The 11,670-nt window shown below is 68.7% G+C and carries 9 protein-coding genes; 4 read left to right on the top strand and 5 right to left on the bottom strand.

Translation table 11 applies throughout. The features are described from left to right. Positions 1 to 133: 133 nt before the first annotated feature. On the top strand, positions 134 to 925 hold the full coding sequence (locus LA521A_RS05055) for a DODA-type extradiol aromatic ring-opening family dioxygenase (RefSeq protein ID WP_281781243.1): 792 nt from the start codon (positions 134 to 136) through the stop codon (positions 923 to 925). 78 nt (positions 926 to 1,003) lie between these two features. Here the strand turns inward: LA521A_RS05055 and LA521A_RS05050 are convergent, their stop codons facing one another. Then, a complete protein-coding gene (locus LA521A_RS05050) occupies positions 1,004 to 1,906 on the bottom strand; it encodes a LysR family transcriptional regulator (RefSeq protein WP_281781242.1) in 903 nt (300 codons plus the stop codon). 115 nt (positions 1,907 to 2,021) lie between these two features. Here LA521A_RS05050 and LA521A_RS05045 point away from each other — a divergent pair, with 115 nt between their 5' ends. From LA521A_RS05045 to LA521A_RS05035, 3 genes are all read left to right on the top strand, one after another. Beyond that, the gene (locus LA521A_RS05045) at positions 2,022 to 3,266 is read left to right on the top strand and encodes an MFS transporter (RefSeq protein WP_281781241.1); all 1,245 of its coding nucleotides are present in this window, start codon (positions 2,022 to 2,024) and stop codon (positions 3,264 to 3,266) included. A 119-nt stretch (positions 3,267 to 3,385) separates the two neighbouring features. Further along, the gene (locus LA521A_RS05040; RefSeq protein ID WP_281781240.1) at positions 3,386 to 4,411 is read left to right on the top strand and encodes an aldo/keto reductase; all 1,026 of its coding nucleotides are present in this window, start codon (positions 3,386 to 3,388) and stop codon (positions 4,409 to 4,411) included. A 29-nt stretch (positions 4,412 to 4,440) separates the two neighbouring features. Continuing rightward, the gene (locus LA521A_RS05035; RefSeq protein WP_281781239.1) at positions 4,441 to 5,460 is read left to right on the top strand and encodes a zinc-binding alcohol dehydrogenase family protein; all 1,020 of its coding nucleotides are present in this window, start codon (positions 4,441 to 4,443) and stop codon (positions 5,458 to 5,460) included. Between the two features lie 179 nt (positions 5,461 to 5,639). On the opposite strand, the gene LA521A_RS05030 is transcribed toward LA521A_RS05035, so the two are convergent. From LA521A_RS05030 to LA521A_RS05015, 4 genes are read right to left on the bottom strand one after another with little or no spacing between them, the layout of a single operon-like run. After that, on the bottom strand, positions 5,640 to 6,419 hold the full coding sequence (locus tag LA521A_RS05030) for a fructosamine kinase family protein (RefSeq protein WP_281781238.1): 780 nt from the start codon (positions 6,417 to 6,419) through the stop codon (positions 5,640 to 5,642). Between the two features lie 10 nt (positions 6,420 to 6,429). After that, on the bottom strand, positions 6,430 to 9,237 hold the full coding sequence (locus LA521A_RS05025) for an AAA family ATPase (protein WP_281781237.1): 2,808 nt from the start codon (positions 9,235 to 9,237) through the stop codon (positions 6,430 to 6,432). Continuing rightward, entirely contained in the window at positions 9,230 to 9,964 is a 735-nt protein-coding gene (locus tag LA521A_RS05020) for a hypothetical protein (RefSeq protein ID WP_281781236.1), read from the bottom strand. Before LA521A_RS05020 ends, LA521A_RS05025 begins: the two co-directional genes overlap by 8 nt. Then, complete coding sequence (locus tag LA521A_RS05015) at positions 9,961 to 11,493, bottom strand: hypothetical protein (RefSeq protein ID WP_281781235.1); 1,533 nt, start codon at positions 11,491 to 11,493, stop codon at positions 9,961 to 9,963. The genes LA521A_RS05020 and LA521A_RS05015 overlap by 4 nt, the downstream gene beginning before the upstream one ends. Between the last annotated feature and the right edge of the window lie 177 nt (positions 11,494 to 11,670).

Here is an 11,670-nt window from a genome sequence, read left to right as displayed (position 1 = left end):
CGGGAACCCGCGGGAGGGGTCATGGTGGTCCAGCGAGCGCCCGCCCGCCGTGAACACCTCCCACGCATGCGCGGAACGCATCGGACCGGCCACCGCGCTTGGAAAACGGCGTGGACGGGCTCAAGTTTCCGGTATGGACGTTCCCATCCGTTTGCCCAGCCTCTTCCTGTCCCACGGCTCGCCGATGCTGGCCGTGCAGGATTCGCCCGCCGGCCGCTTCCTCGACGGCCTCGGCCAGCAGCTTCCATGGCCCAAGGCGATCGTCGTGGCCTCCGCGCATTTCACGACCGGCCAGCCGATGGTCGGCAGCCACGCGCAGCCGGAGACCGTGCACGACTTCGGCGGCTTTCCCGCGCAGCTGTACGCGCTGCGTTATCCCGCGCCGGGCGCACCGGATCTCGCGACCGGGATCGCGCAACGCTTGAACGACGCCGGCGTGCCCACGCGCATCCGCGAGCAGCACGGGCTCGACCACGGCGTGTGGGTGCCGCTGCGGCGCATGTACCCGCAGGCCGACATTCCGGTGGTGCCGTTGTCGGTGATGCCGCATGGCGACGCCGCGCAACACGTCGCGATCGGGCGCGCGCTCGCGCCGCTACGCGACGAAGGCGTGCTGGTGATCGGCTCCGGCGGCTTCGTGCACAACCTCGGCGAACTCGACTGGCGCCACGCCGATGCGCCGCTCACGCCGTGGGCCGCGGAGTTCGCGCAGTGGATGCGCGAGAAGCTGCAAGCGCGCGACATCGACGCGCTCATCGAATGGGAATCGCGCGCGCCGCACGCACGACGTGCGCATCCGACGGTGGAACACCTGATGCCGTTGTTCGTCGCACTCGGCGCCGGCGGCGATGCGGCTTCGGTGCGGACGCTGCATCGGTCGCATGAGTTCGGATCGCTCGCGCTGGATGCGTTCGCGTTCGATTGAGCCGCTTTTGCTGTGGCCGGCTCCCGGGTGCGCTTCGCTTACCCGGGCTACAACGTCTGCATTTCGATCGTGAAGAACTCAACTCCAGGGCGGATTCGCGAATTTCTCCGCCAGGAAGTCCACGAACGCGCGCACGCGCGGCGGCACGAGCCGCCGCTGCGGCATCACCGCGTAGATGCCGCTTTCGGCGATGGGGTAATCCGCCAGCACCTGCACGAGGCGGCCCTCGCGCAGGTCGCGCACGACGTGCCAGTCCGAATGCACGGCGATGCCCATTCCCGCGACCACCGCATCGCGCACGATCTCGCCGTAGTTGGTTTCCATGCGTCCGCGCACGCGCACCGCGGTCTCGCCGCCCGCGCCGTCGCCGAAACGCCACACGTCCTGCCGTCCCTGGCTGCCGACCAGCAGCACGCATTCGTGTCCGGTCAGGTCCTGCGGCGTGCGCGGCGTGCCGTGCCGACGCAGATAGTCGGGCGATGCACACAACACGCGCTGGTTCACCGCGAGTTTGCGCGCGACCAGCGACGAGTCGTCCAGCGCGCCGATGCGGATCGCCAGGTCGAATCCCGCGCTGACCAGATCGACCATCTGGTCGGTGAGGTTGATGCTCAGCTTCACGCGCGGATGCAGCGCGAGAAACTGCGGCAGCAGCGGCGACAGGTATTGCCGCCCGAACGACGCCGACGCGGTGACGCGCAAGGTGCCGCTGATTTCCGCGCCTGCCTGGCGCAGGCCGCCGGTCAGCGCTTCGAGGTCTTCGACCAGCGGCCGCCCCTGCTCGGCGAGCGCGGCGCCTTCCGGCGTGGCGTGCAGGCGGCGCGTGGTGCGATGGAGCAGGCGCACGCCGAGATCGCGCTCCAGCCGCTTCAGGCGCTGGCTGGCGACCGCGACCGACAGATCGAGGCTGCGCGCGGCGGCGCTGATCGAGCCCAGGTCGAGCACGCGCAGGAACAGGGCGATGTCGCCAATGCGGTCCACGGCGGGTCTCCTTCGGGATTATCAACGGTTCGTTGAAACTGATTAGTCATCCTGCCGGTTCTCGCAGAAGATTCAAGCGCCTAGGCTGCCGTCCTTTCCCCCGGACCTTGCCGTCGTGGCCTCCACTCCCCTCCCCGCTTCTCCCGCCGCGTCCAGCGGCCGCCTGCCGGTGGCGCTCTACGCGCTCACCGCCGGCTCGTTCGGCATCGGCTGCGCCGAGTTCGTGATCATGGGCCTGCTGCTGCAGGTCGCCGCCGATCTGCAGGTCTCGATCGCCGCCGCCGGCATGCTCGTCTCCGGCTACGCGCTGGGCGTGTTCGCCGGCGCGCCGATCCTCACCCTGCTGACGCGCCGCATGCCGCGCAAGGCCGTGCTGCTCGCGCTGATGGGCATCTACACCGTCGGCAACATCGCCTGCGCGCTCGCGCCGGACTACACGACGCTGATGATCGCCCGCGTGGTCACCTCGCTCACGCACGGCACGTTCTTCGGCGTCGGCGCGGTCGTCGCGACCGGCCTGGTGCCGGCCGAACGCAAGGCCTCCGCCATCTCGATCATGTTCTCCGGCCTGACGCTCGCGACGCTGCTGGGCATGCCGGCCGGCGCGTGGCTCGGCCTGCACTTGGGCTGGCGTTCGACGTTCTGGGCGATGGCCCTGGTCGGCGTCGTGTCGCTGGCGGTGATCGCGCTGCTGGTGCCGCGCAGCCGCGACACGAGCGAACCCGCCCCGCTGCGCGAGGAACTGGCGACCATCGCGCGGCCGCAGGTGCTGCTCGGCCTGCTGATGACGATGCTCGGCTTCGCCGGCGTGTTCGTGGTGATCACCTACGTGCAGCCGCTGCTGACCTCGCTCACCGGCTTCTCCGACGCCGCGGTGTCGCCGATCCTGCTGGTGTTCGGCGCAGGCATGGTCGTGGGTAACCTGCTCGGCGGCCGACTCGCCGACCGCCGCGCCACGCCCGCGCTGCTGGGCACGCTGTTCGCGCTCGCCGCGGTGCTGGCGCTGATGAGCTTCGTGCTGCACAGCCAGGTGCTGATGGTCGCCTTCGTCGGCCTGCTCGGCATCGCCGCATTCGCCACCGTGTCGCCGCTGCAGTTGCGCGTGCTGGGTTTCGCGGAAGGCGCGGGCCAGAACCTCGCCTCCAGCTTCAACATCGCGGCGTTCAACCTCGGCAATGCGACCGGCGCCTGGCTCGGCGGCATGGTCATCGAACGCGGTCCGGGACTGGCCGCGGTCACCTGGGTCGCCGCGCTGGTGACCGTCGCCGGCCTGCTCGTCGCGCTGTGGAGCGTGCGGATCGAGCGCCGCGGTGCACGCACCGAGGCCCTGCCGCGCGACTGCGCCGCCGAAGCGGCGTGACACACCGGGTTCACTGAAACGCATCAATCGCGGTGGCACGCTCGAACGCCGCCGCCTGCTTCCCTCACCCCACCCTCTTCCCCGCACGGAAGAGGCCTCAAGAAGAAGAGGATTCCACGATGGACTTCCGTTATCTCGGCAATTCCGGTTTGCGCGTTCCCGCGCTGAGCTTCGGCACGGGCACGTTCGGCGGCAAAGGGCAGCTGTTCGGTTCCTGGGGTAATACCGATGTCGCCGAAGCGTCGCGACTGATCGACATCTGCCTCGACGCGGGCCTGAACCTGTTCGACAGCGCTGACGTGTACTCCGGCGGCATGGCCGAAAGCATTCTCGGCGAAGCGATCAAGGGCCGCCGCGACAAGGTGCTGATCTCGACCAAGGCCACGTTCCGCTTCGACGAGAACGATCCCAACGCGGTCGGTTCGTCGCGCTTCCACCTGCTGCGCACGATCGACGCACAGCTCAAGCGCCTGGGCACCGATTACATCGACCTGTTCCAGCTGCACGGCTTCGATGCGAAGACGCCGGTCGAGGAAACGCTGCGCACGCTGGACGACCTCGTGCGCGCCGGCAAGATCCGATACCTCGGCGTGTCGAACTTCTCCGGCTGGCACCTGATGAAGTCGCTGTCCACGGCCGACCGCTACGGCTGGACGCGCTACGTCGCCAACCAGGCGTACTACTCGCTGATCGGGCGCGACTACGAGTGGGAGCAGATGCCGCTCGGCCTCGACCAGGGCGTGGGCGGCGTGATCTGGAGTCCGCTCGGCTGGGGCCGTCTGACCGGCAAGATCCGTCGCAACCAGCCGCGTCCGGAAGTGAGCCGACTGCCGGGCAGTTCCGACTTCGGCCCGCCGGTGGACGAAGAACTGCTGTATCGCGTCGTCGACGCGCTGGACGACATCGCCGCGGAAACCGGCAAGACCGTGCCGCAGATCGCGCTGAACTGGCTGCTGCAGCGCCCGACCGTTTCGACGATCGTCATCGGCGCGCGCAACGAGGAACAGTTGAAGCAGAACCTCGGCGCGGTGGGCTGGAATCTCACGCCCGAGCAGGTCGCGAAGCTCGATGCAGCGAGCGCGGTGACGCCGGCGTACCCGTACTGGCACCAGCGCACGTTCGAACGCAATCCGTCGCCGGTGTGACGCGTCCCCTTCCACCTCCAGGAAAGCCCATGAAAGCCGTCGCCCTCACGCGTTACCTCCCCATCGACGACCCGCAGTCGCTCGTCGATGTCGAACTGCCCGACCCCGCCGCGCCGACCGGCTTCGACGTGCTCGTGCGCGTCGACGCCGTATCGGTGAATCCGGTCGACACGAAAGTGCGCGCGCCCAAACCGCAGGTCGAAACGCAGCCGAAGGTGCTCGGTTACGACGCAGCTGGCATCGTCGAAGCCGTCGGCGACAAGGCGAGCGGCTTCAAGCCCGGCGATCGCGTGTATTACGCCGGCGACATCACGCGCCCGGGCAGCAACGCGCAGCTGCAGCTGGTCGATTCGCGCATCGTTGCGATCGCACCGAAGACGCTCGACGCCGCGCAGGCCGCCGCATTGCCGCTCACCGCGCTGACCGCGTGGGAGCTGCTGTTCCAGCGCATGCCGTTCGACAGCGAGCACGGCGGCAAGGGCAAGTCGCTGCTGATCATCGCCGGCGCCGGTGGCGTCGGTTCCATCGCGATCCAGCTCGCGCGTCGCGCCGGCTTCACCGTGATCGCCACCGCATCGCGCGAAGACACCATCGCGTGGTGCCGCGAACTCGGCGCGCATCACGTCATCGATCATCGCAAGCCGCTGCATCCGCAGCTGAAGGCGCTGGGTTTCCAGACCGTCGACGCCGCGCTGAACCTGTACGACACGAACCATTATTGGGACGAACTCGGCGAGATCCTTGCACCGCAAGGCCATGTCGGCTTGATCGTCGAACCGAAGGAGCCGGTGCGCCTGGGCGATCCGTACAAGTTCAAGTGCATCGGCATCCACTGGGAAATGATGTTCGGCCGTCCGCGCTTCCAGACGCCCGACATGGACGAACAGGGCCGCATCCTCGCGCGCGTCGCCGCGCTGATCGATTCGGGCGAACTGCGCGGAACGCATCGCGACACGTTGTCGCCGATCAACGCGCAGAACCTGCGTGAGGCGCATCGTCGGCTGGAGTCGGGCGCGACGATCGGGAAGCTGGTGCTGTCGGGGTGGTAGTGGCCTGACCGCGCGTCGCGCGTAACTGCGGACGCTCTTGTAGCCCGGGTAAGCGAAGCGCACCCGGGTTGGAGAAGGGGTCGCGTCCCGGGTGCGCTTCGCTTACCCGGGCTACAGAAGCGCGGCGCTTTTGAAGAGCTCACGGGAAAGCGTGGAAAAGCGGCGGGAGATCGCAACGATTACCCGAATCGTTCCAACACCTCACGCACACCCGCACGATAACTTCCACCGAACAGATTCAGATGATTGAGAAGGTGGTAGAGGTTGTAGACCGGCGCGCGTTCGCGCCAGTCGCTCGCCACGACCGCATGCGCGCCGTACGCGCGCCAGAACGCGTCGGGTGGCGAGCCGAACAGCGTCAGCATCGCGAGCTCCGACTCGGGCCATCCGTAGTGCACCGCACCCGCATCGATCAGCGCGGGCGAACCGTCGGCACAGCAATGCAGATTGCCCATCCACAGATCGCCGTGCAGCAGCGACGCCCGCTGCGGCGGGATCAGTTCGCGCAGTCGCGAACACACGCGCTCCACCGCATCGACGTCATCGCTGGGCAGATGCCCGCCATCCAGCGCGCGCCGCGCCTGCGGCAGCAGGCGATGCTCGGCGAAGAACGCCCAGCCGTCGTCCGTCCATGCGTTCGACTGCGGCGTGGGGCCGCAATAACCGTCGCGCTTGAAACCAAAGCGCGCATTGCGCAGCGCATGCTGCGCGGCCAGGCCTTCGCCGGCGATCGTCCAGAAGCGTTCCTTCTGCACGCCTTCGCCGAGATCCTCCAGCACCAGCCGCTCGGGTTCCAGCGCGAGCACACGCGGGACACGCATTGCACCGGCGGCGGCGAGCGTCGCCAGTCCCGTCGCCTCGGCGGTGAAGAAATCCGCGGGCGCGCCGGGCCAGCGCTTCACGACCACCGCGAGGTTGCGGTACGTCGTGCGTTCGATCTGCTGGCGGCCCGCGCTCATGCGCGCGACGTCACGCGGCCTGCGCGTCGTCGCGACGATCGCGCTTGAGCACCGCCACCGGCTCGGCCCACGCATTGCCGCCGCGGCGCTTGCTCGTCGCCAGCACCAGGTCGGACGGCTCGAACACGTTGAGGTTGTGCGTGATCGGCGTGGTCAGGATGTACTGCGCGTCGGTCGAGCGCAGGAAGCGGCCGACCTTCTCGATGTTGAACACGTCCAGGTGCGCGAACGGTTCGTCGATGAACACGAAACCGCCCGGCTGGTCCTCGTCGCGCAGCAGGCCGACGAGCAGCAGCAACGACTTCATCACCTGCTGGCCGCCCGACGCCTCGCCGTCGTCCAGGCCGATCCAGCCCTTGCGGTCGAAGTCGAACTTCACGGTCAACCCGGCCTGTGCGAGCGCGACGTCCTCGTTCACCAGTTCGGGCATCTCGACGTCCACGCCGATGCCGGCGAGTTCGCCCAGTGCCGCGAGGTTCTTCTTGTAGCGACGCACCGTCGCGCGCAGCACGTTGATGTATGCGCCGCGCGCTTCTTCGGTGATGCGACGCGCGCGATGCAGGTGCGCCTCGCGCTTGCCGATGGTCGATTCCAGCCCGTCGTGATCGGCGGCGAACTTGTCACGAAGCGCGATGCAGCCGTCGTCCTCGATGTATCCGCCGCGTTGCAGGCGTTCGTCGATGCGTTCGAGTTCGCGACGCACCGCGCCGGCGCTTTCGTACTCCTCGCGCGCCTGGTGCAACGCGTCGGCGCTGCGCCACGCGGCCGGCATCAACGCGCGCTTGCGACGGAACTCGACGATGCGCGCCACCAGCTGCTGGCGTTCCTGCGCGATCTGCTGCGCGCGTTCGCGCACTTCATTCTCCAGCGAACGGATCTCGCCCGCGCGCGTGGCGTCGGCGATGCTCTCGGCCTTGTCTTCGGCTTCCAGGCCGTCCAGTCGCGAACGCGCATCCGACAGCGCGATCGCCGCCTGCTGCGCGGCCTGCGCCATCGCGGGCAGGCGTTCGGCGGCGTCGGCGAATTCCGCCGCGCGCGTCACCAGTTCCTGTCCGGCATCCAGGCCCAGCAGTCGCGCCTGTTCGGCGTCGACACGCTTGCCCAGCTCGCTCAGTTCGTCTTCGCGGGCGTGCGCACGCTGCTGGATCTCGATCTGTTCGGCGCGCAATTCGTCCAGACGCGCCTGTCGCGCGCCCGTGCCGAAATGCGGCGCGCCACCGCCGATATGGCGACCGCCGCGATGTTCGCGCAGGTAGCCCTTCAGCGTGATCCAGTCCTGTCCCTTCGGCAGGCGACGGCCGTCCTCGATGTCCTCGACGCGCTGGATCTTGTCGAGCTGCCTGGGCAACCACGCGGGCGGCTCGGCGGAGAACTTCACCACTTCCAGCAGCGAGCCCTTCGTCGCCTTTTCCACCGGCGTGCGGTTGGATACGACGAAGTGGCGGTACTGCATCTTCTCGCCGAGCTTCCACGCCGCGCCTTCATCGCGCGGGTTTTCCAGCACGATGAGATGGCGATATGGCGCGAGCACGGCTTCGACGGCGACCGACCACTTCGGATCGACGATGTCGACCAGCTCGGTGAGCACGCGATGTTCGATGCCCGCGTTGTCGAGCGCGGTGCGGAAATCGCGCTCGAACGGCTCGACGATGCGGCCGCCGCCGCTGAGCGCGGCAACCTGCGCGGCGATTTCACCGGTGCGATTGCGATCGCGCTCGGCTTCCAGCTTGAGTTCGGCCTGACGGCGACGGCCTTCCTCGACGCGGCGGCTGAGCGCCTCCACGTCGACGGCACCGCGCTGCGCCTGCACGCGCGCGAGTTCGTCGCGACGACGCACGAGCATCTCGGCATCGCGTGCGTGATCGCGCGCGGTGGTGAATTCGGTTTCGCAGGCACGCACATCGGCGCGTGCGCGCTCGATCGCCGCGCGCAGGTCGTCGCGCTGGCCCACGGCGTTGTGCTCGCGCGTGCGCAGGTTTTCGAACACGCGCTCGCGTTCGCGCAGCGCGCGGCGCAGGCCGGTGAGGCGCGGACGCGCGCCTTCCAGCGTCGCGCGCAGGTCGGCCAGTTCGATCTTCGGCGCGATTTCCGCCTGCAGTCGCTGACGCTGGTTGCGCAGCGCCTGGCCCTCCTCGAACGAACGCACGTCCACGCGGGCGGATTCGAGCTTGAAATGCAGCTCGCCCAGGCCGTGGCGCAGCTGCTCGATTTCCTTCTCGACGTCCATCTGTTCGGACTTGGCGCGCTGGTAATCGTCCAGCACGGCCTTGTCCTCGAACACGTCGAACACCAGCTGCAGCAATTCGCGCGGCGAAAGCTGGCACAGCTTGTCGGTCGCGCCCTGCTCCAGCGTGAGCACGCGGCAGATGGCGCGCGTGAGGCCGGCCCCGGCGAGGCGCACGCGGTAATCGCGCACGCCGAGCCATTCGCCGCCCTGCTCGATCTGTTCGACCGGCACGTCGCCGGCGAGGATCTGGTAATCGCGCGACCAGTCGCCGCCGCGCTTGCGGATGCGGCATGCAAGCGTGACGGTCTCGTCCTTGATCGGGAAGAACGGGCGGCCGCCGCGGCGGTCCGGGCGATTGCTCACCACCGCGCGCAGCCATGCCTGGCCCTTGCCGTTGTGGCGCAGGTAGGTCTTGTAGTCGCGCGCGGTCTCGCGGTCTTCGATCGCAAGCAGCGTACGAAGCGCGTCGAGCAGCGTCGTCTTGCCCGAACCGTTCGGACCGACGACGGTGATGACCGAGGCGTCGAGCGGCAGCTGGAAACGCTGCCAGTAATCCCAGTGCACGACTTCCAGGCTGCGGAACTCAAACATCGGCCTGCGCCTCTTCGGTGGTTTCGTTCTCGTCGATCGCGTCGTACGCGTCGTACGCGTCGTCGTCGATGCGGTCGGCGTTCGCCGCCTGCGTCGCACGCGCCTGCTCGACGACGAACGACAGCGCGCCGTCCATCACGCGGCTGGCGATGCGTTCGTAGTCGAAGGCGAGATCAAGCAGCGGGCCTTCGGCGATGCGCTCCTTGCGTCGCACGATGAACCCATGGCGCTGCAATGCGCCCAGCGACAGATTGATGCGGAACTTGCCGCCGAGCTTGTCGCCGAAGTCGGCGATGAGCGTGCGTTCGTTGATCGGTTCGACCATGTCCTGCCCGACCGGCACTGGCTTGAGTTCGGCGAACATCTGCTCCTGGTCCTGCTGGCGCTCGCTTTCCTGCCGCGCGATCTGGCGCTGGCGTTTGGGCAGCACCAGCAGCGACCACAGCACGACCAGCAGCGCGAGCGCATCGCGGTCCAGTTGCAGGTTGCTCGCGGCCCATGCGCGTGCGCTGCCGAAGACGTCGTTCTCCTGCGAGCGCGCCACGCCGACGGCGACGTGCGCGGCGAAGGGATGCTCGAGCAGGCGCAGGCCGGCGCCGGCGAGGCGACGATCGAGTTCGTCGCGCAGCTCGGCGTCGACCAGGACCTGGCGCACCGCATGGTCGTCGCGCGGCAGCCAGCGCTCGGCGAGCAGGCGGGCGATGAGGGTGGCGGTGGGGTCGCTCATTGGGATTCCGTGGGTGTTGCGGTTTTCTTCTTGCGCTTGGGTTTGGCCGTCTCCGCTTGCTCGTCATCCCGGCGAAGGCCGGGATCCAGGCTGACGACATCGGACGTCGCGGACGATTCAGGCGCTACGGGCCTGGGTCCCGGCTTTCGCCGGGATGACGGTTTTTTGATCCTCGGCGCCGCGCCGCGCCCCTCTTCGACGATGCCTTCGTTGTTCGCGTCGGACTCGACGTCGCGCGACTGCGCCTCGACGTCGTCATCCGCCTTCGCCGTCAACCACGCCCGGCTCATGTACGCCACGCCCGCGCGATTGACCGGTTCGAACTGCGTGCCGACCTTCCAGCGCAGGGGCAGCTGCGCGATCGACGCGCTGACGCCGTTGCGATTCTCCGCGCCCGGGTCGCCGATCAACCCCAGCAGCGACAACCGGTACGCACTGACCGCGAAGCCGTCCTGCGGCACCCAGTCCGACAGCGCGGTGTCGGCATCGCGTTCCAGCGACGCCAGCTGCGACAGCCACTGCTCGGCGTGCACGTAATCCTGTTCGGCGACGGGCGCCTGCGTGTCGTCGGGAGCGTCCTGCGCGGGCGGGAGCGAGGCGTCTTCCTGCGCTTCGCGTTCGCGTTCGACCAGTTCGTATTCGGCGACGTCCAGCGCGATCGGCGCCAGCATGAAGGCCGGCGCGACCACGCGCGCGAGCACGTCGTCGGCCAGCGCGGCGAGCGCGTCGCCATCGAGCCCGCGCAGGTAACGGTTCACGTCGGAGGACGACAGACCGCTTGCGCCGATATGCACGCGATGGCGGTCGAGCTGGTTCAGCGCACGCTGGAACACCGACGCCTGGCGCAGCATCGAACTCTGCGCGCGGCCGATCTGCTGCGCGACGCGATGCGTGGCGGCGTCGAGTTCTTCGTCGGCCGCGATTTCCTTGACGATCGCGGTGCCCTTCTCCACCCATTGCCACACCTGCTGCAAGGTGCCGGCGGCGCGCTGGATGCGGTGCTCGGAGCCGCTGAGCACGGCCTGGTCGAAGTCCTCGCGGTATTCGTTGAGGCGCGAGAGCAGGTGCTGCAGGTCATCGCCGCGCACGCGCCCGACCGCCTGGCCGGCGGCGAGCTGCGCGGTGACGTAGGCCAGTTCGTCGCCTTCGCGATTGAACTGCAGCAGCAGGCCGATCGCCGACAGCGCCTGCCGCCCGACCGGGCTGATGCGATAGCGCTGCGTGTCGTTGTCCCAGCGCAGCAGGTCGTTCTCGCGCAGGCGGCCCAGGACCGTGTCGAACTTCACCGGGTCCAGGTAGGCGAAGTGGTCGCGCAGCTCCTGCGGGCTCCAGTCCGGCGCGGCGCCGCGCTCGCCGATCGCGCGCAGCACCAGCAGCCGCACCATCACGCTCTCCTCGCCGCCGTGGAACAGGGTCGAGAAGGCGCGCAGTAGGTCGCGGGCGGACAGCAGCGGATGCAGGTCGGGCAGGTCGCCCGCGACGATGCCGTCGCGGAGGTAGTCCTGCAGGGGTGCGGAAGCGTCGTCCATACCGGACCGGAAACTACGGGTGGGCCATGTTCGGCGAGGCCCGGGCCCGAGACAACTCTTGCGCTGCGGCCGCTTTTGCGCAGTGGGGACGGCGTTCGTCGGGAGGCTCGCCAGCGTCGATCCCGGGGGCGGACGTTCGTCGTATCCAGGAGGGCCGGCACCCCGCCGACCCGTCGA

The organism is Lysobacter auxotrophicus (assembly GCF_027924565.1).
GTDB classification, from domain to species: Bacteria; Pseudomonadota; Gammaproteobacteria; order Xanthomonadales; family Xanthomonadaceae; genus Lysobacter_J; species Lysobacter_J auxotrophicus.
Note: the sequence above shows the minus strand (reverse complement) of the source record. Positions and strands in the feature narration are given on the sequence as shown.